20 protein-coding genes are annotated in these 25,073 nt (G+C 58.3%); 10 read left to right on the top strand and 10 right to left on the bottom strand.

Annotation, left to right across the window (positions count from 1 at the left end; translation table 11 throughout):
• Positions 1 to 45: 45 nt before the first annotated feature.
• From dauA to ACUTQW_RS03040, 4 genes are all read right to left on the bottom strand, one after another.
• Positions 46 to 1,734: a C4-dicarboxylic acid transporter DauA gene (gene dauA / locus ACUTQW_RS03025; RefSeq protein WP_020438866.1), complete on the bottom strand. Its 1,689-nt coding sequence runs from the start codon at positions 1,732 to 1,734 to the stop codon at positions 46 to 48.
• Positions 1,735 to 1,965: 231 nt separating this feature from the next.
• On the bottom strand, positions 1,966 to 2,451 hold the full coding sequence (locus ACUTQW_RS03030) for a heme-degrading domain-containing protein (RefSeq protein WP_004943239.1): 486 nt from the start codon (positions 2,449 to 2,451) through the stop codon (positions 1,966 to 1,968).
• 119 nt (positions 2,452 to 2,570) lie between these two features.
• The gene (gene mfd, locus ACUTQW_RS03035; protein ID WP_006324813.1) at positions 2,571 to 6,050 is read right to left on the bottom strand and encodes a transcription-repair coupling factor; all 3,480 of its coding nucleotides are present in this window, start codon (positions 6,048 to 6,050) and stop codon (positions 2,571 to 2,573) included.
• Positions 6,051 to 6,288: 238 nt separating this feature from the next.
• A complete protein-coding gene (locus tag ACUTQW_RS03040; protein ID WP_037432707.1) occupies positions 6,289 to 7,272 on the bottom strand; it encodes a threo-3-hydroxy-L-aspartate ammonia-lyase in 984 nt (327 codons plus the stop codon).
• Between the two features lie 86 nt (positions 7,273 to 7,358).
• On the opposite strand from ACUTQW_RS03040, the gene ACUTQW_RS03045 reads away from it, so the two are divergent.
• The 7 genes from ACUTQW_RS03045 (at position 7,359) to ACUTQW_RS03075 (ending at position 14,002) form a co-directional block, all read left to right on the top strand.
• Positions 7,359 to 8,000, top strand: coding sequence for a helix-turn-helix transcriptional regulator (locus tag ACUTQW_RS03045; protein WP_004943247.1), 642 nt, complete (start codon positions 7,359 to 7,361; stop codon positions 7,998 to 8,000).
• A gap of 238 nt (positions 8,001 to 8,238) precedes the next feature.
• Positions 8,239 to 9,441 (top strand): lipoprotein-releasing ABC transporter permease subunit LolC, encoded by a 1,203-nt coding sequence (gene lolC / locus ACUTQW_RS03050; protein ID WP_004943249.1) that lies wholly within the window; start codon positions 8,239 to 8,241, stop codon positions 9,439 to 9,441.
• Complete coding sequence (gene lolD / locus ACUTQW_RS03055; RefSeq protein WP_006324815.1) at positions 9,434 to 10,138, top strand: lipoprotein-releasing ABC transporter ATP-binding protein LolD; 705 nt, start codon at positions 9,434 to 9,436, stop codon at positions 10,136 to 10,138. The genes lolC and lolD overlap by 8 nt, the downstream gene beginning before the upstream one ends.
• Positions 10,138 to 11,385, top strand: coding sequence for a lipoprotein-releasing ABC transporter permease subunit LolE (lolE, locus tag ACUTQW_RS03060; RefSeq protein ID WP_004943254.1), 1,248 nt, complete (start codon positions 10,138 to 10,140; stop codon positions 11,383 to 11,385). Before lolD ends, lolE begins: the two co-directional genes overlap by 1 nt.
• 55 nt (positions 11,386 to 11,440) lie before the next feature.
• Positions 11,441 to 12,358: an N-acetylglucosamine kinase gene (gene nagK / locus ACUTQW_RS03065; protein ID WP_006324816.1), complete on the top strand. Its 918-nt coding sequence runs from the start codon at positions 11,441 to 11,443 to the stop codon at positions 12,356 to 12,358.
• Positions 12,359 to 12,369: 11 nt separating this feature from the next.
• Positions 12,370 to 13,206 carry a Sir2 family NAD+-dependent deacetylase gene (gene cobB, locus ACUTQW_RS03070; protein WP_004943260.1) on the top strand — a complete coding sequence of 279 codons (837 nt, stop codon included), beginning with the start codon at positions 12,370 to 12,372 and terminating at the stop codon, positions 13,204 to 13,206.
• A gap of 82 nt (positions 13,207 to 13,288) precedes the next feature.
• Positions 13,289 to 14,002: a MurR/RpiR family transcriptional regulator gene (locus ACUTQW_RS03075; RefSeq protein ID WP_004943264.1), complete on the top strand. Its 714-nt coding sequence runs from the start codon at positions 13,289 to 13,291 to the stop codon at positions 14,000 to 14,002.
• An 18-nt stretch (positions 14,003 to 14,020) separates the two neighbouring features.
• Here ACUTQW_RS03075 and ACUTQW_RS03080 read toward each other — a convergent pair whose 3' ends face one another.
• Complete coding sequence (locus tag ACUTQW_RS03080) at positions 14,021 to 15,406, bottom strand: family 4 glycosyl hydrolase (protein WP_006324818.1); 1,386 nt, start codon at positions 15,404 to 15,406, stop codon at positions 14,021 to 14,023.
• Between the two features lie 24 nt (positions 15,407 to 15,430).
• A complete protein-coding gene (locus tag ACUTQW_RS03085; protein WP_006324819.1) occupies positions 15,431 to 16,990 on the bottom strand; it encodes a PTS transporter subunit EIIC in 1,560 nt (519 codons plus the stop codon).
• A gap of 361 nt (positions 16,991 to 17,351) precedes the next feature.
• Between ACUTQW_RS03085 and pepT the strand changes: the two genes are divergently transcribed.
• Both pepT and ACUTQW_RS03095 read left to right on the top strand, forming a co-directional pair.
• Positions 17,352 to 18,587, top strand: coding sequence for a peptidase T (gene pepT, locus ACUTQW_RS03090; protein ID WP_006324820.1), 1,236 nt, complete (start codon positions 17,352 to 17,354; stop codon positions 18,585 to 18,587).
• 82 nt (positions 18,588 to 18,669) lie between these two features.
• Entirely contained in the window at positions 18,670 to 19,758 is a 1,089-nt protein-coding gene (locus ACUTQW_RS03095) for a malate/lactate/ureidoglycolate dehydrogenase (protein WP_006324821.1), read from the top strand.
• A gap of 46 nt (positions 19,759 to 19,804) precedes the next feature.
• Here the strand turns inward: ACUTQW_RS03095 and ACUTQW_RS03100 are convergent, their stop codons facing one another.
• Entirely contained in the window at positions 19,805 to 20,644 is an 840-nt protein-coding gene (locus tag ACUTQW_RS03100; RefSeq protein ID WP_020438868.1) for an MBL fold metallo-hydrolase, read from the bottom strand.
• Positions 20,637 to 21,182: a sugar ABC transporter gene (locus ACUTQW_RS03105; protein WP_445654798.1), complete on the bottom strand. Its 546-nt coding sequence runs from the start codon at positions 21,180 to 21,182 to the stop codon at positions 20,637 to 20,639. The genes ACUTQW_RS03100 and ACUTQW_RS03105 overlap by 8 nt, the downstream gene beginning before the upstream one ends.
• A 141-nt stretch (positions 21,183 to 21,323) precedes the next feature.
• On the opposite strand from ACUTQW_RS03105, the gene ACUTQW_RS03110 reads away from it, so the two are divergent.
• Positions 21,324 to 22,226: a LysR substrate-binding domain-containing protein gene (locus ACUTQW_RS03110; protein WP_020438870.1), complete on the top strand. Its 903-nt coding sequence runs from the start codon at positions 21,324 to 21,326 to the stop codon at positions 22,224 to 22,226.
• Between the two features lie 180 nt (positions 22,227 to 22,406).
• Here ACUTQW_RS03110 and ACUTQW_RS03115 read toward each other — a convergent pair whose 3' ends face one another.
• Positions 22,407 to 23,528, bottom strand: a complete 1,122-nt coding sequence (locus ACUTQW_RS03115) for a ribosomal protein uL16 3-hydroxylase (protein ID WP_013812528.1) — start codon at positions 23,526 to 23,528, stop codon at positions 22,407 to 22,409.
• Between the two features lie 84 nt (positions 23,529 to 23,612).
• Positions 23,613 to 25,070, bottom strand: coding sequence for a two-component system sensor histidine kinase PhoQ (gene phoQ / locus ACUTQW_RS03120; protein WP_006324826.1), 1,458 nt, complete (start codon positions 25,068 to 25,070; stop codon positions 23,613 to 23,615).
• Between the last annotated feature and the right edge of the window lie 3 nt (positions 25,071 to 25,073).

The following is a 25,073-nucleotide window of genomic DNA, read 5'->3' on the forward strand; positions in this document are numbered from 1 at the left end:
GGTTTCCGCGTCTAAAAAAGCCCGACTTGTCGGGCTTTTGCTTTTTTAAGCGTCCAGCGCCGCCAGCGCTTCCGGCAGCGTTGAATAGAAATGCAATTTTCCCTCGATCGGTTGCACCCGCGCCCGCGCCAGCGTTTTCAACGGCTGGAACGGAATATCGGTGATCGCCAACTGCTTGCCTGCGGGCAAGGCCTCAATAAAACGTTGCAGGGCGGTTAAGCCCCCGGCGTCCAGCACCGGCACCGCGTCCCATTGCAGCACAATCACGTCATAGTTTTCACTGCGCGCCAGCAATTCATTAAAAATGCGCTCGGCGGCGGCGAAGAACAGCGGGCCGTTCACTCTCAGCACCAGGCGGCCGTTTTCGGCACTCAGTTCGCTCAGCCGGGTCATGCGCGCAATGCGGCGCATAAACAGCAGCGAGGCCAGCACTATGCCCACGGTAATGGCGATCACCATATCGAACAGCACCGTCAGCGACATACACAGCAACATCACCAGAATGTCGTCCTTCGGCGCTCGGCGCAGCAGATAAACCACCTTGTGCGCTTCGCTCATGTTCCAGGCCACCATCAGCAACAGCGCCGCCATCGCCGACAACGGCAACCAGGACAGCCACGGCGCCAGCACCAGCAACGCCAGCAGCACCAGCAGCGCATGGATGATGGCGGCCACCGGCGAGGTAGCGCCGGCGCGCACGTTGGCTGCCGAACGGGCGATGGCGGCGGTGGCGGTAATGCCGCCAAAAAACGGCGCGATGAGATTGCCCGCGCCCTGGCCGATAAGTTCGGTGTTGGAGTTGTGTTTTTTGCCGGTCATTCCGTCCAGCACCACCGCGCACAGCAGCGATTCAATCGCGCCCAGCATCGCCATGGAAAACGCCGCCGGCAGCAGGGCGGAGAGGGTCTGCCAGCTCAGCGGCATCGGCTTGCCGTCAGCGGCAGGCAGATCCCACGGCAGCATCAGTTGCGGCAAGATCGGCGGGATGCCGTGCCCGCGGCTGCCATCGGCCAGCAGGTAACTGAAGCGGGAACCGATGGTCGCCACCTGATGGTCAAACAGCGCCAAAATGCCCATGACCGCCATCCCCGCCAGCAGCGCGGGCAGGTGACCGGGCACCCGCACGCCGAGCTTCGGCCAGAGCACCAGTATCAGCAGCGTGACCGCGCCGATCAAGGTATCGCCGATATCCAGCGTCGGCAGCGCCTGCAACAGGGCGTAAACCTTGCCGACATAATTTTCCGGCATCGCCGCCAGTTGCAGACCGAAGAAATCCTTCACTTGCAGGGTGGCGATGGTGATGGCGATCCCGGAGGTAAAGCCCAGCGTGACGGACAGGGGAATATATTCAATCAGCCGGCCGAAGCGAGCCAAGCCCATAATCACCAGAAACACGCCGGAAAGCAGGGTAGCGATCAGCAGGCCGGACAGGCCGAACTGCTGCGATACCGGGTAGAGGATCACCACAAAGGCGGCGGTGGGGCCGGAGACGCTGTAGCGCGAACCGCCGCAGATGGCGATCACTATTCCGGCGACTGCCGAAGTGTAAAGTCCGTACTGGGGGGGCACGCCGCTGGCGATCGCCAGCGCCATCGCCAGCGGGATGGCGATAATGCCGACGGTGACGCCGGCGATGGCGTCTTTAAGCAGGCTTTGCAGGGAATAGGGTTCTCGCCAGCAGGCGTCAATCAGCGCGCTGAACGGCCGGATGCCGTTAATTTCATGCGTTTTCATCTAAGGTGCGGACCAAGTCTATAAAAGAGAACGGAATGGCGGGCCAGGTAAGGTCCGTCTCGAATAGCTGATAGACAGACTACGCCAGTTGCGGCGGCGATTCCTAGATATACATCAAACGGACGCAGAAAATCGGAGTTACGCTATTTTGGTCGGGTGGGGTAAGCGGGAAAACCAGACCGGCCGCGGGTAAGGTGGCCGGTCTGGTAAATATAAAGAGACTTTTACCGCTTAATGCACCGAGGGCAGGGATAAACCGAGAAAATGCGCCAGCGTGCCGACCAGCAGGTTATGGTCCTCCAACTGCGGTGAACCGGAGATACTCAGGGTGCCGATGCAGCCTATGCCCGCCAGATTGATGGGAAAAGCGCCGCCGTGCACCGAGTAGTCACGCACGCTCAGGCCATAGCGCTCCTCCAGCGTCGCCTGCCGCTGTTGCAAGCGCAGGCCGATAGCGTAAGAGCTTTTGTGAAAGTGATTCACCACGTTGCGTTTGCGCCGCACCCAGTCGGCGATGTCCGGCGTGGTGCCAGGCATCGCGTAATAGAACAGCGTTTGCCCGGCCAACTGGATTTCGATGGCGATACTCAAACGCCGCTGCTCTGCGGCGGTCTTCAGCGCCGTGCCCAGCTCCCAGGCGGTTGCATGGTCAAAATGGCTAAAGGTCAGCGTGGCTTCCTGTTCGCTGAGCGCACGCAACTCATCATCAGTATTCATGGCTACCCCCGTTAATCTTGGCTGCGGACAGAGTATCCCGAACTGAAAAAACGGGATAGACAGCTTGGCGATAACTTAGAACCGCAGCCGGGCAATATAGCTGCCGCCGGGGCCGACAGTCAGGCCGCCAACGTATGCTCGCGGAATGCGGCCAAGAGCTCCTCGGTGAACTTCAGGCGCTTTTGACGATCGGTCAGGTCCAGCATGAACTTCAGCTTGGTCGGCCCATCCAGGCGATAAATTTGCGGATTGCTCTGCAGCAGGCCAATCAGGTAACCCGGATCGACCCGATTCTTCTCGCCAAACTCGATAAAACCACCGCGCTCGTTCCCTTCGATACGCTTAATCCCCAGTTTCTGCGCATGTTGGCGCAGCGCCGCGCTTTGCAACAGGTTGCGCGCCGGATCGGGCAGCAGGCCGAAGCGGTCAATCAGCTCCACCTTCAGTTCTTCCAGTTCGCCGTCGTTTTTCGCGCTGGCGATGCGTTTATAGAACGACAGACGGGTGTTCACGTCCGGGATAAAATCGTCCGGCAGCAGGGCCGGCATGCGCAGCTCCACTTCGGTTTGGTTGCTGGTGAGATCTTCCAGCGACGGCTCGCGCCCGTTTTTCAATGCGTCGACCGCGCTTTCCAGCAGCTCCATGTACAGCGAGAAGCCGACGGTGGTCATCTGGCCGCTTTGATCTTCACCCAGCAGCTCGCCCGCGCCGCGGATTTCCAGGTCATGGGTCGCCAAAGCGAAGCCTGCGCCGAGATCTTCGAGCGAAGCGATGGCTTCCAACCGTTTGTGCGCATCGGTGCTCATGGCCTTCGGATTCGGCGTCAGCAGATAGGCGTAGGCCTGATGGTGCGAACGGCCTACGCGACCACGCAACTGATGCAACTGCGCCAGCCCGAAGCGATCGGCGCGCTCGATGATAATGGTATTGGCGCTGGGAATATCGATGCCGGTTTCGATAATGGTGGTACAGACCAGCACGTTAAAACGCTGGTGGTGGAAATCGTTCATCACCCGTTCCAGATCGCGCTCGCGCATCTGGCCGTGGCCGATGGCGATACGCGCTTCCGGCACCAGCTCAGCCAGTTTCTCCGCGGCTTTCTCGATGTTCTCCACGTCGTTGTACAGATAGTAAACCTGGCCACCGCGCAGCACTTCACGCAGGATCGCCTCGCGAACCACCAGGCTGTCGTACTCGCGCACGAAGGTTTTCACCGCCAGGCGGCGGGCCGGCGGGGTCGCGATAATCGACAGGTCGCGCATGCCGCTCATCGCCATATTCAGCGTACGCGGGATCGGCGTGGCGGTTAGCGTCAGGATATCCACATCGGCGCGCATCGCCTTGATGCGTTCTTTATGGCGCACGCCGAAACGGTGTTCTTCATCGACGATCAGCAGCCCCAGATCTTTCCAGCGCAGATCGCTCTGCAACAGTTTGTGGGTGCCGATAATAATGTCCACTTTGCCGTCGACGGCGTCGTCCATGATCTGTTGCTGCTCTTTGGCGCTGCGGAAACGCGACATCATCTCGATGCGAATCGGCCAGGTGGCGAAGCGATCGCGGAAGTTGTCGAAGTGCTGCTGCGCCAACAGCGTAGTGGGCACCAGCACTGCCACCTGCTTGCCGTTTTCCACCGCCAGGAAGGCCGCGCGCATCGCCACTTCGGTTTTGCCGAAGCCGACGTCGCCGCACACCAGCCTGTCCATCGCCAGCGGCTGGCACATGTCGCTCAGCACGGCGTTGATTGCCTGTTCCTGGTCTGGGGTGGTTTCAAACGGGAAGCTTTGACAGAACAGCTGATACTGTTCGCGGTTGTGTTTGAAGGCGAAGCCGGATTTGGCGGCGCGCTGGGCGTAAATATCCAGCAGCTCGGCCGCCACGTCCCGCACCCGTTCCGCGGCTTTCTGCCGCGCGCGTGTCCAGGCGTCACCGCCCAGCTTGTGCAGCGGCGCGTTTTCATCTGCGCCACCGGCATAGCGGCTGATCAGGTGCAGCGAAGAAACAGGCACATAGAGTTTGTCTTCACCGGAGTAGGACAGGATCAGGTATTCGGCCTTGATGCCGCCGGCTTCCAGCGTCGTCAGGCCAACGTAACGCCCGACGCCGTGTTCCAGATGCACCACCGGCTGGCCGGGATGCAGCTCCGCCAGGTTGCGGATCAGGGTATCGGTATTGATGGTGCGGCGATTGTCCTGTCGGCGGCGGCTGACGCGTTCGCCGAGCAGATCGCTTTCGCAGATCAGCGCCCGGTTGCGCATGCCGTCGAGGAAACCGCGTTCCGAGGCGCCGACCATCATATAGCGGCCGGCCGGTTCGGCTTGATCGAGATGTTGAATCAATGACGTGCCGAGTTTGATACGGCCGAGCAGGTCTTGCAGCGTTTCGCGGCGGCCCTCGCTTTCGACCGAGAAAATCACGCTGCCGTCAAAGCTTTCTGTAAAGCGGCGCAACTGGTCCAGCGGCGCTTTATTTTGGGCTTGCACCGCCAGATCCGGCAGCGCGCGATAGTCCAGGTTGGTGTTGCCGGCTTTGGCAGGCAGCGCTTCGGTTTTGAGTGCCATGCGAGGCCAGGCTTTCAATTCGCCAAACAGCGCGTCAACCCGCAGCCACAGGTTGTCCGGTGCCAGCAGCGGGCGCATCGGATCGACGCGGCGGCTTTCGTAACGCTGGTTAACGTCCAGCCAGAAGCGCTCGGCGGCGCTCTCCAGGTTGCCGGTATTGACGATCAGCGTGTTGGCCGGCAGGTAGCTGAACAGCGACGGCAGCGGCTGGCTGAAGAACAGCGGTTGCCAGTATTCGATGCCGGCCGGCCAGGTGCCTTTGCTCACCTGCTGGTAAATATGTTCGGCGTCGCGGCGCACCTCAAACTGCTCGCGCCACTGGCTGCGAAACAGCTCGATGGCGGTTTTGTCGGTCGGGAATTCATGGGCCGGCAGCAGGTTGATGGCCTCGACTTCGCTCAGCGTGCGCTGGGTGTCGACGTCGAAGATGCGCAGGCTGTCGATTTCATCGTCGAAGAAATCGATGCGGTAAGGTTCTTCGCTGCCCATCGGGTACAGATCGAGCAGCGCGCCGCGGGTGGCGAACTCGCCGTGCTCCATCACCTGATCGACGCTGCGGTAACCGGCTTGCTCCAGCTGGGCGCGCAGTTTTTCGCGCGACAGGCGCTGGCCCTTTTTCATCACCAGCGCGTGGCCATGCAGGAATTCGTGCGGACAGACGCGCTGCATCAGGGTATTTACCGGCAGAATGATGACGCCGCGCACCATGGTCGGCAGGTGGTACAGGCTCGACAGACGGGCTGAGATAATTTCCTGGTGCGGCGAGAAACTGTCGTAGGGCAGGGTTTCCCAGTCGGGCAGCGTGGTCACCATTTGATCGGTAAACTGCTGGATTTCGTCGCGCAGCCGCAGGGCGTTCTGCATGTCCGGGGCGATCAGCATCACCGGCCCGTTATGACGTTCGACGATCTCGGCGCACTCCACGGCGCAGGCCGCGCCGGTTAGTTGCCCCAACTGGCGCAAATCGCCTGCGCGATCGGGCAGGGAATAACGGGAGGATGACGATGCAGAACGGTTACGGTTATCGGAGGTGCTCATTAAGGTATCTTTAATCAATGTGTTAAATTTCGCCCTGGCACAAATAACAAAGCGCCTTTACCCGGTAATACTAGCCCACTGGCCAGCAAACTGACATAGGTAAAAGCGCCATATCCGTCGTCTTTCAAGTTGCAGCGCCGCCGGCGGCATTTATGGCCAATGCGAGCGCAGCATGGCGTGCGCCCTCTCGGGTTTGGGCGAACGGGGCGCCTAGGGGAGCGTTAACCCACTGAAGGTATTATTCTTGCGCGCCCATCGCGAGGTATTGCGCGATTTTATCCACATCGACATTGCCACCGCTGACAATCACCCCGACTTTTTTATCGCGCAAATCCAGCAGCGAATTCATGGCCGCCGCTGCGGCCAGGCACCCTGTGGGTTCGACCACCATTTTCATCCGTTCCATAAAGAAGCGCATTTGCCGGCACAGCTGCGCGTCGGTGACCGTCAGAATATCCTCTACGTACTGCTGGATGATCGGGAAGGTGAGTGTGCCCACCTGCTGGGTTTGCGCGCCATCGGCGATGGTTTTCGGCACCGGAATGCGCACAGGTTGTCCGCTGCGAAAAGCCTGCTGCACGTCGTTGCCTGCCTGCGGCTCTACGCCGTACACCCTGCAGCCCGGCGACCAGTGGCGGGCCGCTATCGCACTGCCGGAAAGCAGGCCGCCGCCGCCGGTAGACACCAACAACACGTCCAGCGGGCCGACTTCTTCTATCAGCTCTTTGGTGGCGGTGCCTTGGCCGGCAATCACCTGCGGGTAATCATAGGGGGGGACGATCGCCAGGCCATGCTCTGCGGCCAGGCGCTGGGTAATCTCTTCGCGGTTCTCGCTGTGGCGTTGGTAAATCACCACGTTGGCCCCGTAGCCGCGTGTCGCCGCCAGCTTGGTTTCCGGCGCGTCGTTCGGCATGACTATGGTGACGTTGACGCCCAGCTCCCGCGCCGCCAGCGCCATTGCCTGCGCGTGGTTACCGGAGGAAAAGGCAATCACTCCGGCCTTGCGCTGCGCCTCGCTCAGTTGCGCGATCGCGTTGTACGCCCCGCGGAACTTAAAGGCCCCGACGCGCTGGAAGTTCTCGCATTTGAAGAACAGTTGTGCGCCTGTGAGGTTGTCGGCCTGATGCGAAGTCATGACCGGCGTGCGGAGGGCATGTCCGGCCAGAATTTCTGCGGCGGCAGAGATATCGGCGGCGGTGATACAGTGGGGCGTTGAACTCATGGCGACCTCGCATGGATGAAGGGGGGATTGATTGCCCGGGATTTTTAATTTACTCTTTGTAAAGTTTTTGTCAAACGGTTAAGTCAATGAGCGATCTCAGGCAGGAAAATGCGCTATTGCTGCGCGAAGCGGAAAAAATTGTCCAGGCGCTGGGCATGATGTTTGCCCCCAGTTGCGAAGTGGTATTGCACGATCTGACACAGCCGGAGCACGCTATCGTCGCCATCGCCAATAATCTGTCGAACCGCAGCATTGGTGACGCCGCCAGTGAAATGGGGCTGGAGCGCATTGCCTCGCCGGACTTTCCGGACGTGGTACAAAATTACGCCAATGCCTTCCCGGACGGGCGCCCGGCCAAGAGCACGTCGATCGGTCTGCGCAACAGTGAAGGCGTCTATGTGGCGGCCATCTGCCTCAATCTGGACGTCTCAATCTTCAACAGCGTCAACGCCATTCTGCAACAACTGACCGCGGTAGTGCAGAGTGCGCCGCAGCCGGCGGCGGAGGGGGCCCGTTCGCTGTCGGATATCGCCGCCGTGATCAACAACTTTGCGGCGTCGCACGCTACCCAGCCGCGTGCGCTCTCTTCAGAGCAACGTTATCAAGTGATCCAGTTATTGAAGCAGCAGGGCTATCTGCAACTGCGCGGGGCCGCCACCATGGCGGCGGAGGCGTTGGGCATTTCACGGGTGTCGGTTTATAACCTGTTAAAACGGGATGCCGGTTAACGACCTGCCGTCTGTCAGGCTGCAGCGTTCAACGCTGTTCCTGACAGAGCCCGCGGGAGGAGCGAATACATGCGCTCCGATTGAAACGGGTACAACACTTACGCAAAGCTCTGGGGCAGATGCTGCGGCGCAATGCGCAATAGGCGGAATAAAAGGCGTCTGGGTGGTTCCCTAAACGAGGTATAGCCTTTATTATCCTTGATCACTTTGCTTAAGCTACGGCAACAAAACGGATTTCATGTATCAACCTGTCGCGTTATTCATTGGCCTGCGCTACATGCGCGGGCGAGCCTCAGACCGCTTCGGGCGGTTTGTCTCCTGGCTGTCCACCATCGGCATTACGCTGGGGGTCATGGCGTTGGTCACCGTTTTGTCGGTGATGAACGGTTTTGAAAAAGATCTGGAAAACAACATCCTTGGCCTGATGCCGCAGGCGTTGATCACCAGCCCGCAGGGGTCGATCAATCCCCAGCAGATCCCGGCCTCGATGGCGCAGGGATTGCAGGGCGTCAGCCGCGTTGCGCCGCTGACTACCGGCGACGTGGTGCTGCAAAGCGCCCGCAGCGTGGCGGTCGGCGTGATGCTCGGGGTGAACCCGGACGAAGCCGATCCGCTGACGCAGTATCTGGTTAACGTCAAACAGCAACAGTTGCAGCCGGGCCAGTACAATATCATCATCGGTGAACAGCTTGCCGGGCAATTAGGCGTCAAACGCGGCGACCAGTTGCGGGTGATGGTGCCGAGCGCCAGCCAGTTCACGCCGATGGGGCGCATTCCCAGCCAGCGCCTGTTTACTATTATCGGCACCTTCCACGCCAACAGTGAAGTGGACGGCACCCAGATGCTGGTCAATCAACAAGACGCTTCTCGCCTGATGCGCTACCCGGCCGGCAATATCACCGGCTGGCGTCTGTTCCTGCAACAGCCGCTGACGGTCGATACCCTCAGCCAGCAGAAATTGCCGCAAGGGGCGCAATGGAAAGACTGGCGTGAACGCAAGGGCGAGCTGTTCCAGGCGGTACGCATGGAGAAAAACATGATGGGGCTGCTGCTCAGCCTGATCGTGGCGGTGGCGGCGTTTAACATCATTACTTCGCTCGGCCTGCTGGTGATGGAGAAGCAGGGCGAAGTCGCCATTCTGCAAACCCAGGGCCTGACCCGCCGGCAGATCATGTCGGTGTTTATGGTGCAGGGCGCCAGTGCCGGCATTATCGGGTCGCTGCTCGGCACGCTGCTGGGCGTGCTGCTGGCCACCAACCTGAATAACCTGATGCCGATCCTCGGCGCATTGATTGACGGCGCGTCGTTGCCGGTGGCGGTCGATCCGCTGCAGGTGACGATTATCGCCGTAGCGGCGATGGCGGTATCCCTGTTGTCCACGCTTTACCCTTCATGGCGCGCTGCCGCCGTACAACCCGCTGAGGCTTTACGTTATGAGTAACCATCTTTTGCTGCAGTGCGAAAACCTGTGCAAGACCTATCAGGAAGGCAATCTGCATACCGACGTACTGCGTAATGTCAGCTTTGCCATGCAGCCGGGTGAGATGATGGCGATTGTCGGCAGCTCGGGTTCCGGTAAAAGCACCCTGTTGCACCTGCTGGGCGGTCTGGATTCGCCAACCTCCGGCGAAGTGATCTACAAAGGCCAGTCGCTGAATACCCTGTCGTCGGCGGCCAAGGCTGAGCTGCGCAACCGTCAGTTGGGCTTTATCTATCAGTTCCATCACCTGTTGCCGGATTTCACCGCGTTGGAAAACGCCGCCATGCCGCTGTTGATCGGCGGCATGAAACCGGCTCAGGCGCAGGACAAGGCGCTGGAAATGCTGACGGCGGTCGGGCTGGAAAAACGCAGCAAACACCGGCCTTCGGAGCTGTCCGGCGGCGAGCGTCAACGCGTGGCGATCGCCCGTGCGTTGGTGAATAACCCGTCGCTGGTACTGGCGGACGAACCGACCGGTAATCTCGACAAGCGCACCGCCGACAGCATCTTTGATCTGCTCGGTGAGCTGAACGTGCGTCAGGGCACCGCCTTCCTGGTGGTGACCCATGACTTGCAACTGGCCAAGCGCCTCAGCCGCCAGTTGGAAATGGCCGACGGCCACCTGCAGGCTCAACTGACCCTGATGGGAGCCGAGTAATGGCGGGTGCGTCACTTTCCTTTTTGACGGCGCTGCGCTTTAGCCGGGGCCGCAAGCGCGGCGGTATGGTGTCGCTGATTTCGGTGATCTCTACCATTGGTATTGCGCTGGGCGTGGCGGTGTTGATCGTCGGGCTGAGTGCGATGAACGGCTTCGAACGCGAGCTGAAAAACCGTATTTTGGCGGTAGTGCCTCACGGCGAGATTGAACCGGTGAAACAGCCGTTCAAAGACTGGTCGTCAATCTTGCAGCGGGTGGAAAAGGTGCCGGGTATCCTGGCTGCCGCCCCCTATATCAACTTTACCGGCCTGATGGAAAACGGTGCGCAGCTGCGGGCGGTGGGCGTTAAAGGGGTCGATCCGCAGCAGGAAAGCCAGCTCAGCGCACTGCCGAAATACGTGCAGGGCGATGCCTGGGCCAATTTCAAAAGCGGTGAGCAGCAGGTGATCCTCGGCAAGGGCGTGGCCGATGCGTTGGGCGTGAAGCAAGGCTCCTACGTCACGGTAATGATCCCCAACAGCGATCCGCAAATGAAGCTGTTGCAGCCCAAACGCATCCGTCTGCATGTGACCGGCATTCTGCAACTGAGCGGCCAACTGGACCACAGCCTGGCGATGGTACCGCTGGCCGATGCCCAGCAGTATCTGGATATGGGCGACAGCGTGACCGGTATCGCGATTAAAGTTAATGACGTGTTTGCCGCCAACAAACTGGTGCGCGACGCGGGCGAAGTCACCAATTCATACGTCTACATCAAGAGCTGGATCGGCACCTACGGCTACATGTACCGCGATATCCAGATGATCCGCGCCATTATGTATCTGGCGATGGTGCTGGTGATTGGCGTTGCCTGCTTCAACATTGTCTCTACGCTGGTGATGGCGGTGAAGGACAAGAGCGGCGATATCGCCGTGCTGCGCACTTTGGGCGCCAAAGACGGTTTTATCCGCGCGATATTTATCTGGTACGGCCTGCTGGCCGGGCTGGTGGGCAGCGTCAGCGGCGTGGTGGTCGGGGTGATCGCCTCGCTGCAGTTGACCAACATCATCAAAGGGTTGGAAAAACTGATGGGGCACTCGTTCCTGTCGGGAGATATCTACTTCATCGACTTCCTGCCTTCCGAGCTGCACTGGCTGGACGTGGTGATTGTATTGGCGACCGCATTGGTGCTCAGCCTGTTGGCCAGTTGGTATCCGGCCAGGCGCGCCAGCCGTATCGATCCGGCGCGCGTGTTGAGCGGACAATAACGAAAATCAGGGGTAGCGGAAACGCCGCCCCCTTTTTTTAGCCTGAGGGTGGGTTATGTACTACGGTTTCGATATGGGCGGCACCAAAATTGAGCTGGGCGTGTTTGATGCGGATCTGAACCGCATCTGGCAAAAACGGGTGCCGACGCCGCGTGACGATTACCGGCAATTGCTGACCACGCTGCGTGACCTGACCCTTGAGGCGGATGAGTTCTGCGGCCAGCGGGGCAAAGTGGGTATCGGCATTCCGGGGTTGCCCAATGATGACGGGACGTTGTTCACCTCCAACGTCCCGGCGGCGATGGGGCAGCCGCTGCCGCGCGATTTAGCTGAGCTGATTGGCCGCGACGTGCGCGTCGACAACGACGCCAACTGTTTTGCGCTGTCGGAAGCCTGGGACGAAGAGTTCCGCCGTTATCCGACCGTGCTGGGCATTATTCTGGGCACCGGCGTGGGCGGCGGGCTGATCGTGGAGGGCAAAGTGGTGTCCGGGCGCAATTACATCGCCGGCGAATTTGGCCACTTCCGCCTGCCGGTCGATGCGCTCGAGGTACTGGGGCGTGATATACCTCGCGTTGCCTGCGGTTGCGGTCATCAGGGTTGCATCGAAAATTACATATCGGGCCGCGGTTTTGAGTGGATGTACGCTCACTTTTATCAGCAGCACTTGCCTGCGCAGCAGATCATTGCGCATTATCAGACAGGCGAGCCGCAGGCGGTGGCTCACGTTGAGCGTTTTATGGACGTCCTGGCAATATGTCTGGGGAATCTGTTGACCATTATCGATCCGCATCTGGTGGTGATCGGTGGCGGGTTGTCGAATTTTGAAGCGATCTACCAGGCGTTGCCACAGCGATTACCGGCGCACTTGTTGCGCGTGGCCAAGCTGCCGCGGATCGAGAAAGCGCGCTATGGCGATGCCGGCGGCGTGCGCGGGGCGGCGTTCCTCAATTTGGAAAACAGGGAAAGGTAAGGAGAGAGTTAATGCACACTCGCCATCGGTTGTGTCAGTTTCGTAAGAGCAAGCATGTGCTGCATCAGCGCTTTCGTTCTCGTATTTTCCATCGCGACACCATGGCGGCGGCCGAGCTGAAAAAGCCGTTTGTGGTGGTGTTGACCGGGGCCGGTATTTCGGCGGAATCGGGTATCCGCACCTTCCGCGCTGCGGATGGGCTGTGGGAAGAACACCAGGTGGAGGATGTCGCTACGCCGGAAGGCTATAAGCGCGATCCGCAACTGGTGCAGGCGTTTTACAATGCGCGCCGCCAACAACTGCAAATGCCGGAAATCGCGCCTAACGCCGCGCACCGCGCGCTGGCGGATTTGGAAGCCTGGCTGGGGGATAACTTCCTGCTGGTGACGCAGAATATCGATAACCTGCATGAACGCGCCGGCAGCAAACGGGTGCTGCATATGCACGGCGAATTGCTGAAAGTGCGTTGCACCAGCTCCGGGCAAGTATTTGATTGGCCGGAAGATCTCAGCGTGGACGATCGCTGCCATTGCTGCCAGTTCCCGGCACCGCTGCGCCCGCACGTGGTGTGGTTCGGCGAAATGCCGCTGGGCATGGACGAAATCTATCAGGCGCTGGCCAAGGCCGACTTTTTTGTCGCCATCGGCACCTCGGGCCATGTTTACCCGGCGGCCGGTTTTGTGCACGAGGCCCGATTGGGCGGGGCGCATACCATGGAACTGAATCTGGAACCCAGCCAGGTGGAAAGTCAGTTTGATGAAAAACACTATGGCCAGGCCAGTGAAGTGGTGCCGCGTTTTGTGCACAAATTCCTGGTAGGGAAAGTCGAACGGGCCGATCGGCCCTAATCTGCAGTTCAGAGCGCACCCGCTGCGCTCTGGTCTTGCCTGCCGAGCGGCCGCTATTTTTACTTAATGGGCAGGGGGCGCGGTGAATTTCAAACAGGTATTCAGCCAGGCGGATCTGAGCAAAACGGATCTCACCATCCTCAACGCTATTTTCGACAACCCGGATGCTTGCATCGATGACGGCATCCGGGCGGTTTCCGTCCGCTGCCACAGCTCGCCTTCAACGCTGGTGCGGCTGGCAAAGAAACTCGGTTTTCGCGGTTATCTGGAACTGGTGTATTTCATCAAGTTCAACCTGGTGATGGCACCGGCGTTGCAGGGGGAACCGCAACAGGTCGCTCCGGCCGATGAAAAGCAGCAGGCGCAGTTTCTCGATATGCTCGACAGCGGCAAGATCCTGATCCACGGCAGCGGCTTCTCGCAACTGGTGGCGCAGTACATGTACAACAAATTTATGACGTTGGGCATCGATAGCTATCTGTCGCTGTGGCCGGATTTCGAGATCCTCGATCAGAAGATGCGTTTCCGTTTTGACATGGTGATTGTGATTTCAAAGTCGGGCAACAGCAATTCGGCGCTGAGCTGGAGTGAGGCGGTGAAGCGCAACAACATCCGGCTGGCGGCGTTTTGCGGCGACGGCGACAGCCCGCTGGCGCGGCAGGCAGACATGACCTTTCTTTATGAAGACCGGCAGAAATACGACCACGATATTTACTACCCCAATCCGTTTTTCGGCCATTGTCTGCTGGGGTTTGAGAACCTGGTCAAGGCCTGGTTTGAACGGCGCATCCCCTGAAGGCATGCGCCGCGTCGCTTAACGCCAGTGCTCGGCATATTGGTGATGGGCCTGAAGATATTCCTCGACCAGGGTTTTCGCCAGCGAATAAGAATTCACCAGCGGGTGCACCATCAGCGCCTTGATGGCCTTCTGGCGATTGCCCTCCAGGATGGCCGCGACCGCCAGGCGTTCATACTCTTTGACCTGCGCGATCAGGTTCTTCTGGGTATCGGGGATATCGCGCATTTTCACCGGATGAATGCCCGCGTTGCTCAGTTCGCAGCTGATTTCGATCACGTCCTCCGGGTGCAGGAAATCGAGCGTGTCATTGTTTTGCATCGACACCACCACGCGTTTTTGCTGACCGTTATTCACCGCTTCCAGAATGTCTATCGCCACCCCGGCGTAACCGCCGCTGTCTGGCTGTTCGATAAACTGTTGCAGCGTCAGCATCTCCCGCTCTTTCACTTTGCCCTGGCTCGATTCGCGCTGCATATAAGAGTTTTCACGCGTCAGATAGTGGCTGAAATACAGGCTGAAGGCCTGATCCAACTGGTGGGGGATGTTCAGTTTGGCAAGATCCGCCAGCATTTGCCGGTTAATCTGCGCAATCTGTTCGCCACGGGTTTCGCCGGCACCGACGATGGCGGCGATCGCCTGTTCGCGGTAGTAGTAGTAATACAGGTACTCGTTGAGCATCAGGTTGTCGGACAGCGCCACCAGCTCCGGCGAGAAGTATTTCATGCAGGTATCGCGGTAAAGACGCGGATCGGCCAGCAATTGCCCGGTGACGTCCTGGCCGTTGACCCGTACGTTGCGAAACCACGACAGGTGGTTCAGCCCGAAACAGTCGACGCTCAACTCGGCCTCGCGGCAACCCAGCAGCTCCGCCAGTTCACGGATAAACTCGCTGGGCGCGTCGCAAATGCCGTACACCTTGCGCTTGAAGCCGGATTTGATGATCGCCTCGGTCACCATGCCCGAAGGGTTGGTGAAGTTGAACAGTACCGCGTCCGGCGATGCCACCTGTTCGATCAGGCGGCAGTAATCGATGATGGCCGGAATGGAGCGCATAGCCATGGCGAAACCGCCCGCGCCGGTGGTTTCCTGCCCCAATACCTGATGGTTGAGCGCGATGCGCTCGTCATGAATGCGGCCTTCTTCGCCACCGATGCGCAACGTGGTGATGATGTAATCGGCACCGCTCAGTGCCTGGCGGGCATCGTTGCTCAGGCTGAAGGCGATGTCGCTGCGGATGCGTTCGAACACCCCCTGTGCGATAGCGCCGTAAACGGCGAGTTTTTGCCGGTCGGTATCCATAAACACTACTTCGGTCACGCCGATGCGGTGCGCGTTATAGGCGATGGATTTGGCCAGGAACGGCGAACGTACGCCGCCGCCGCCCAGAACGGTTAATTTCATGACAAGTCTCCCTAGGAATAAACGTTATAATGCCGCTAAATATTTTTCGACCTGATTCTTTACCTTGCCGACGGTGACGCCATAGATCACCTGGACTTCATTGCGATTTTTCACCACGCCTTTGGCGCCGGTGCTTTTTAATGCGGGTTCGTCAATAAGCTGCATATCCTTTAACTCTACTCGCAACCGGGTAAAACAGTTATCGACGGAAATAATATTGCTCTTGCCGCCGAGGGCGCGAATAATAATGCCGCTTAATTCGTTCGGCTGGTTTTTGCTATTTTGGTAGTCCTGTTTTGAATAGAGTTTGACCTCATCGTCATCCTCACGCCCCGGGGTTTTTAAGTTGAGTTTCAACACCAGGGTTTTGAACACCAGGTAATACACGGCGAACTGCACCAGACCAATCACCACATACAGCGGCCAGCGCGTGAGAGCGACCGGCAGCGGCAGGTTATACACCAAAAACTCGATCAGGCCGCTGGCGCCCCAAGGGCGTACTTCGAACAGATTGCACGCCACCTGCGACAGCGCGGTCAGCACCGCGTGGATCACCCACAGCAGCGGTGAAATGAACAGGAAAGTGAACTCTATCGGTTCGGTAATGCCCACCAGAATAGAGGTGGTGATGGCCGGAATCAGTATGGCTTTGGCCAGCATTTTCTTCTCGGGCCGGGCGGTGTGGTAGAAGGCCAGCGCCGCGCCGGACAGGCCGAAGATGGTCACCATGCCCTGTTGCGAAAAGCGCAACGCTTCGTTCATCAGCGGAGAGATGCCGGGGTCGCGCATATAGGCGAGGAAAATCGCCTGTGAACCGGACACCGTGTGGCCGTCCTGAACTATCGATCCCCCGATGCTGGTGAGCTGAAACGGCGACCAGATAAAGTGATGCAGCCCGGTGGGGATCAGGAATTTCTCGAAGAAACCGTAGACGAACACGCCGAGCGAACCGGAGCTTTTCATAAAGCCGGTCAGGGCGATCAGGCCGTGCGAAATGGCCGGCCACAGGTAGCTGAAGCCGACGGCGTAGAGCATAATCACCGGCGTCATGGCGATCAGCACCAGTTTGGAACCGCCGTAGACCGAGAACACGCCGTTCAACTCCACGTTGCACAGTTTGTTGTGCACCCAGGCGATGGTGATGCCGAGGATCAAACCGAGGAAAATGCCCATATCCACCACGGTAAAGCCCAGCAGCTCGGTTTGCCCGGTGCCGTAATATTCCCCGTTAATTTTCTGCGCGACGTGGCCGCTCAACTGTAAATAGGAAGAGTTGGCACCGAGGAACATAATAAAGCACATCACGGCAACCAGCGCCGCTTCGCTTTTTTTATCCTTTGCCAGCCCGTAGGTGATGCCAATACAAAAAATGAGCCCGAGGTTGCCGAACAACGGCCAAAAGGTATCCCCGATCATTTTGCCAATATGAAATACGCCGGAGTTTTCATTCACCAGTGTGGCGTTGGTAAGAATAGAACTTAATGCCAGAATCAAGCCAATCACCGGCAGAAAAAATATCGGCCCCATCATGGCTTTTGAGAAAGTCTGCAGCTTGCTTAAGATATTATCAATAATACCTTTCATGGCAGTTCCTTTTTTATTTTTTAGTGGATAACGACGTTGCTGATAAAGCTCCCCGGTGTGGCGAAAATAAAAGCATAAGAACGCGGTAATCTTTGCCTTGAATTAGTTATAGGTGGAATGATTTGGCGTTGCAATCGGTTGCCCGAAAAAGGTACCTGTGGTCAGCGGCTGACAACAGGTACCAGGCGTGAAGGGGATCACATCAGTGCGCCCGCGGCCTCCAGGCTGGAGATAGCCGGTGAGATTGCACACATCTCGGGAATTAATGATTTCCGTTAATTCTGGTTAAAAATGACCTGTCTCAATATTTGATCCGGATCGGTTCCGCATAATGAAATGCGATATTCTGAGGACGGATGCCATGAATAAACTACTTGATCGCTTTTTTAACTACGTCTCTTTCGACACGCAATCTAAAGCGAACGTCAAACATGTGCCGAGTACCGACGGGCAACTGAAGCTGGCGCGTGCGTTGCAACAGGAAATGATTGAACTGGGGTTTGAACGGGTGTCGCTCAGCGAACACGGCTGCGTGATGGGGACCTTGCCAGGCAACGTTGCCTGGCCGGTGCCGGCCATTGGATTTATTTCTCATCTGGATACTTCACCGGACTTTACCGGCAAGCACGTTAATCCGCAGATTGTCGAAAATTACCGCGGCGGCGATATCGCCCTGGGTATCGGCGATGAAGTGCTGTCGCCGGTGATGTTCCCGATCCTGCACCAAATGCTGGGGCAGACGCTGATCACCGCGGAGGGCAAAACGCTGCTCGGCGCCGATGACAAAGCGGGCATTGCCGAAATCCTGACCGCCATGGTGCGTTTGCAACAGGGCAACATTCCGCACGGCGATATTCGCGTGGCCTTTACCCCGGACGAAGAAGTGGGCAAAGGGGCGCAGCTGTTCGACGTAGAAGAGTTCAACGCCGAGTGGGCTTATACCGTCGACGGTGGCGGCGTCGGTGAGCTGGAATGCGAAAATTTCAATGCGGCCTCGGTGACCATTAAAATTGTCGGCAACAACGTTCATCCCGGCAGCGCCAAAGGCGTGATGGTTAACGCGTTGTCGCTGGCGACCCGCATTCAGCAGGCGTTACCGGCGGATGAAACCCCGGAAACCACTGCCGGCTATCAGGGGTTCTACCACCTCAGCAGCATCAAGGGGAGCGTTGAGCGTGCCGAAATGCACTATATCCTGCGTGATTTCGAGCGCGAAGGTTTTGAAGCGCGCAAACGCCGGATGATTGAAGTGGCGCGTCAGGTGGGCAAAGGCCTACCGCGCGATTGCTACATCGAAGTGGCGATCGAAGACAGTTATTACAACATGCGCGAGCACGTGGCTGAGCATCCGCATGTGATTGCGCTGGCGCAGCAGGCGATGCGTGATTGCGATATCGAACCGGTAATGAAGCCGATTCGCGGCGGTACCGACGGGGCGCAACTGTCGTTTCGCGGCCTGCCATGCCCGAACCTGTTTACCGGCGGCTATAACTTTCACGGCAAGCACGAGTTCATCTCGCTGGAGGGCATGGAACAGGCGGTAGCGGTCATCATGCGTATCGCGGCGCTGACGGCCGAGCGCGCCAGAGAGCGTTGATTGCCGTTGTCATAATGGCTTGCCGCAACAACGATTTGCTCCTAGTGTTTGTGAACATCTTTTCAGCGCAAGGACCTGCATTATGAGCACCGAACACCGTATCGACAGCCAAAGCCTTGAACAATTTGTACAGGCCATTTGGCGCCACGCCGGCAGCACGGATCGGGAGGCCGCGCTGGTGGCGGAGCATTTGGTGCAGGCCAATCTGGCCGGGCATGATTCGCATGGCGTCGGCATGATCCCAAGCTATATGGCTTCGTTGGCGGAAGGGCAGTTGCAGCTTAACGTTCATGCCCAGGTGGTGCGTGATGCCGGCGCGGTGCTGACGATTGACGGCGGCCAGGGATTCGGCCAGGTGGTGGCCAGTGAAGCGATGGACAAGGGGATCGAACGCGCCCGGCAGTTGGGGTTGGCGGCGGTGGCTTTGCATAACTCTCACCATATCGGCCGCATCGGCCACTGGGCCGAGCAGTGCGCGCGCGCCGGTTTTATCTCCATTCATTTCGTCAATGTCGTGGGCGACCCGATGGTGGCGCCGTTCGGCGGCAGCGATCGCCGCTTCGGCACCAACCCGTTTTGCGTGATTTTCCCGCGTGAGGGTAAAAAACCGCTACTGCTGGACTTCGCCACCAGCGGCATCGCCTACGGCAAAACGCGCGTGGCCTACAACAAAGGCCTGAGCGTGGCGCCGGGCTACCTGATTGATCAACAAGGCCGGCCGACCACGGAACCCAGCGTGATGCACGAACAACCTTTCGGATCGCTGCTGCCGTTCGGCGCCCATAAAGGCTATGCGTTGGCTACCCTGTGCGAAATTCTCGGTGGCGCGCTCTCCGGCGGTCGCACGACTCATGACGCCACGCTGAAATCCGACAGCAGCGCCATTTTCAACTGCATGACCACCATTATTCTCAACCCGGAAGCCTTTGAAGCGCCCGAGATGCAGACCGAGGCCGAGGCCTTTATCGACTGGGTCAAGGCTTCGCCGCCAAGCGACGGCAAGCCGATTGAGGTACCGGGCGAATGGGAAGACGCTAACCGTGAGGCGCGGTTGCTGCGGGGGATCCCGATAGACGACAACACCTGGCGGCAGATTTGCGCGGCAGCGAAACAGGTCGGCATGCCGGAAAACGAGCTGGACGGCTACCGGGCGCGGGCGTTGCCGGTATAAAAATGGCCCGCGCCCGTTCGCATGCGGGCAGAGGAAGGGATGACGCTCAAGACTCGTAAGCTATTTTGTAGCTCTTGCCTGCCCGCTCGATACGTGCAAAACCGAGTTCCCCTAGGTGCATGCCGGCGATAAGCGTTTTGTCCGAGCTGACGATATCCAACAGTTTTGATCGTGTCTCGGCGGAAACCAGCGGATCCTGGTCAAACGCAATGGATACGTCGGGGCGAGCAATCTGGATATGGGGAAAATGAACGATATCCCCCCAAATCAACAGACTGCCACTATCGGATTCGAGGCGATAACCGGAATGCCCGGCGGTATGCCCCGGAAGGGGGAGCGCACTGATGCCAGGGAGAACTTCATTATCCGTAAACCTGCGGATCCTCTGCCGATACTTATCGAACACCTTGCGCGCAAACAGAAAATTTCCGCGAGCGCGCTCGCTCGCCCGGCTGAGATTGCCGTCGTCCTCCCAGAAAGAAACCTCATGCTGGTGGACCACTAACTCTGCATCGGGAAAGGCGGCTTCCCCTGACGATTCCACCAGCCCCCCGATATGATCGGGATGTGCATGAGTCAGAAGGATAGTGTCAATGTCGCAGGGGCGTACGCCGGCAAGTGCAAGATTCGCTTTCAGTTTGCCGCCCCATTGTTTAAATCCCCCGGCACCTGCGTCAATCAAGATAGTGCGGCCACGGCCCCGAACCAAGTAACAATTGACATGAATAGAAGAGGGATCCTTCACCCCCGCGTTTTGCTGCAACGTTGACGCATCCATTGGATCGATATTGGAGAGCGAATCGAGACCCGTGGAAAGGTATCCGTCACTGATGGCCGTGATCGAAAATGCCCCAATCTGCCGGGTTGGAAATGCCATGTCATTCATCACCGTATTCCTCACTGATACTGTTTTTTGTCAGTTGACCTGCCATTGGCACATAGAGGTGCGCGCCCTTCGGAAGCGGTTCCAGGCTCAGGTCAATGGTGCAGTCCAGCTTCGCCAGCCACCGAATTTCAGGGAATTTCTCCAGGGCGACAGCCTGCATCCGATAAGGCGTGAGGCCCATTTCGATGAGCGGTTCCGGGCCGACTGCACTCGTCACCAGATGTTCGTGTTCACCGATGGCCGGGGCACGATCAAGGCCAGCATAAAGATTGCGGTGCCAGTCGGTGATGTGCTGCTGCCAGCGTGCGAAATTGCCACCGCCTTTCTGACGATACTCATCTCCCTGGAGCACATCGAGACTGTCGATCGAATGCATGGCGAGGTAGACAGGGCAACCGGCGCTCAACGCCTTGAAACGTTGCGAGGTATGGAACCCGCTCACCGAAATGAGCGCGGGCAGTTTTTCCAGACTATAAAAATCATTCCACTCTGCCTCACTGGCGGGATCGGCAAAGCCGCATTCGACTGTATAAATCATTAGATCACTCTCGACGGGATACCTTGTTGACGTTAAGTCATGGTAGAGCGCTAAAGGCAGCGAACAAATCGATTTTTCGGTATGCTTCAGTGACAAAAAATCAAGATGGGCCAGCCGCCGGGGCCCCAATCAGGAACGCTTATGCGCCGGAAGATCCCTAGCAACACTTCATTGATGGCATTCGAGGCTGCTGCTCGTCATGGCAGCTTCGCGCGCGCGGCGAACGAACTGTCTCTAACCGAAGGTGCTATCAGCCGTCAGATTGGTCGCCTGGAAGCCTTCCTTGGCGTCACGCTGTTCGAGCGAATCGGCAATCGCGTCCGGCTCCTGCCGAACGGGGCACGCTATGCGACCCAAATCCGTGAGTTGCTTGACCGTCTGGATCGGGACAGCCAGTACCTGACAGGACAGCCGAGCGATGGCGCAAGCCTGGACATTGCTATCATCCCGACTTTCGCGATGCGATGGCTCATTCCTCGCTTGTCACACTTTCGGCAGAAGCATCCGAACATCACTGTGCATCTCTCCGAATGCATGGAACCCTTTGTCCTGACCGGGAGCGGGTTCGATGCTGCAATCCATTTCGAGCACCCGGCCTGGACGGGAATGCGGACTTACCCCCTGTTGGATGAGGTGCTGGTGCCGGTTTGTCATCCTGACATACTGACGGGAGGCGAAGGGACAAGCGTACTGGATAACCTGCCGCGCCTGCACCGCCGGCAGAACCCTGAGGCCTGGCAACGCTACTCTCAGGAGACGGGGATCCCTCTGACTCATCCTGCGATGGGGGCACGCTACGATCTTCATGCCATGTTGATCGAAGCGGCATTGGCCGGTCTCGGTGTTGCGTTGGTGCCGCGCCTTTACGTTGATACCGAACTTGCATGCGGAAGGCTGGTCGCGCCGTGGCCTGAGGGGAAAACAATCGCCAAAACCTTCTGTCTCGTTCTCCCTGAGTCGATCGGATTAAGCAGTGAGCCGATACAAGCGTTTGCTCAATGGATACTGGACGAAGCCAAGAAAGGAACGAGGGTTGAGTCGTAGGAAATGCCGTTCCTCTCTTTTTTATTCGCTCGAGTTCAGGCAAGCGTCGGCATAGGCCTTACTCTATTAATGTTTTGATAATTATTGAATGTTTTCCCTTGGCGCAGTTCGGTACCGGGGGCATGATGAAAAAAAAAGCCACCTGCCGAAGCGGGTGGCTCTATCCGACAGTTATCGGGTTTAGTCGTTGAAGTACCAGTAACCGCTGTTGATCAGCGCGGTGAGGGTGGCCAGGAACGACGGATCGTCGATGGCTTCGCCCAACATGGCGGCGTTAACGCTGAAATGCTGGCACAGCGCGTCGGCGGCTTGCAGATGTTCGGTATCAATCAGCTCGCCATTCACAAAGCACCGGTCGCCAACGCGCAGCACGCGCAGGCCGCCCAGACGTTGCAAGGGTTCACCCTGTTGCAGCAGCTCGTAGATTTCTCCGGCCTGATACGGCGGTTCCGGCGGCGCTGCGTCCAGCTCGTGGCGAGTCTGAGAAATGAACTCACCGAACCAGTGCTGGAAATGTTCCGGTTGCTGAACCAGATCCAACATCATCTGGCGCAGGGCGTCGACTTCCTGCGGCAAGATCTGCGCCGGTTGGTCGCGCAACTGAATGTCCGGATCGCTGTAACGTTGGCTGCCCAGCTCGCGCGCCAGCACGTAATCGGCAAAGCCGCTGATCAACTCGCGGCCGTTCGGTGCGCGGAAGCCCACCGAGTAATTCAGCGCATTTTCCAGCGCGTAGCCTTCATGCGGGAAGCCCGGCGGGATATACAGAATGTCGCCCGGCTCCATTTCTTCGTCGATAATGGCGTCGAAAGGCTCAACCTGCAGCAGATCCGGATGCGGGCAGTGCTGCTTCATCGGCACCTTCTCGCCTACGCGCCAGCGGCGACGGCCGGTGCCCTGAATGATAAAGACGTCGTACTGATCGAGGTGCGGGCCAACGCCGCCGCCCGGGACCGAGAACGAAATCATCAGGTCGTCCATTCGCCAGTCCGGCAGTTGGCGGAAAGGGCGCATCAGCGCGCTGGAAGGCTCATGCCAGTGGTCCACCGCCTGTACCAGCAGCGACCAGTTGTTCTCGCTCAGGTGGTCAAAGCTCTCGAAGGGACCGTGCGCAACCTGCCAGCGGCCGTCCTGGTGGCTGACCAGACGGCTATCCACTTCGTTTTCCATCGCCAGCCCGGCCAGCTCATCCGGGGAGATTGGATCGATAAAGTTTTTGAAGCCGCGCTTCAGAATTACCGGACGCTTTTGCCAGTAACGTTGCAAAAAGTCGTTCCAGTCGAGATCTAATTGATAATCCATGTTCTATTCCAGCAGAAAGGAGTGAGCCTGAGTGCGATTATAACGGAAGTTTGGCCCCGTGGATCGGGGCCGGAACGACAGAATTTATTCGTGATGATGGGAATCGTGTTGACGGGCGAAGGTGACCTGCATGCGCGCACCACCAAGCGGGCTGTCGCTGATGGTGATGGTGCCGTCATACTGCTCGATAATCTCCGCCGCAACGGATAACCCCAACCCCTGGCCGGGGCGCAGGGTGTCTACGCGCTGACCACGTTGGAAGATCAACTCGCGTTTGCTTTCCGGAATGCCCGGCCCGTCGTCGTCGATCACGATGGTGAGGTTTTTATCGGAGTGGAGTGAGGTGATTTCAACGAACTCCAGGCAGTATTTGCAGGCGTTTTCCAACACGTTGCCCATCACTTCCATAAAGTCGTTCTTTTCGCCCATAAAGGTCACTTCCGGCGAAATATCCAGCGTGATCACCACGCCTTTACGCTGATACACCTTGTTGAGCGCCACGGTGAGGCTGTCCAACAGCGCGGGCACGGAGTGGATCTCACGGGTCAGTACCGTTTGCCCCGAACTGATGCTGGCGCGATGCAGGTAGTAACCAATCTGCTGCGAGATGCGGCTGATTTGGTCCAGCATGATCGGTTCGACCTCTTCGATGGTGGTCTGCTTGCCGGTGCGCAGCGAACGCAGCGTGGTTTGCAGCACCGCCAGCGGCGTTTTCAGGCTGTGGGTCAGGTCGGACAGCGTGGTGCGGTATTTGGTGTAACGCTGGCGCTCATTGCGCAGCAAAATATTCAGATTGCGCACCAGCCCGCGCAGTTCGCTGGGGGGATTTTCGTCGAGCTGCTCGCGTTCACCGTTCTCCAGCTCGCCCACCTGATTCACCAGCGCCTTGATCGGTCGCAGGCTCCAGTAAGCCGCCAACCACAACAGCGGTACCACCAGCAGCAGGTTGGCCAGCAGCACATAGCTGAACCATTCCCAGACCACGTCCGAACGCTGCAGTTCCTGCGGAATGGTGTCGACCACCACTATGGTCAGCGCGGGCAGCCGCGAGGTTGCCGCGTAGGTGTTGACCGCCACTGAGTGGGTCAGTGCGTTTTGGTCGTTGTCGTCATAGTTTTTCAGCTGATCCTGGGCTTTGGGGTTGTTGCCCAGCACTTCGCTACTGATGCGGGTATCGGTATCGATTTCGTAGAAGTCGGATTTTTCCAGCCACTCTTTGTTGATGCGCTTTTCCAGCTCCGGCAACTGGCGCTGGCTCCACAGCAGATTGCCCTTGTCGTCGTAAATAAACACCAGGGTAGGGAAGTTGAGATCGAGGTCGGGTGGAATGGCGATAGTGAGCTTGTTGTCTTTCCATTGCGCCAGGCTGAAGAACAGGTTGCTTTCACCCCGCAGCAGGCGGAAGGCGGTCTTGTCGAAGCTGACGATATAACCGACTACCGCGACCATGCCGTAGGACAGCGACAGCGCCAGGATCACCCCGGCGGTCGCCATCAAAAAGCGTGCACGGAGTGAAAACGGTTTTTTATTTTTGTTGAACATCAT

Source organism: Serratia sp. TSA_7 (genome assembly GCF_052692135.1).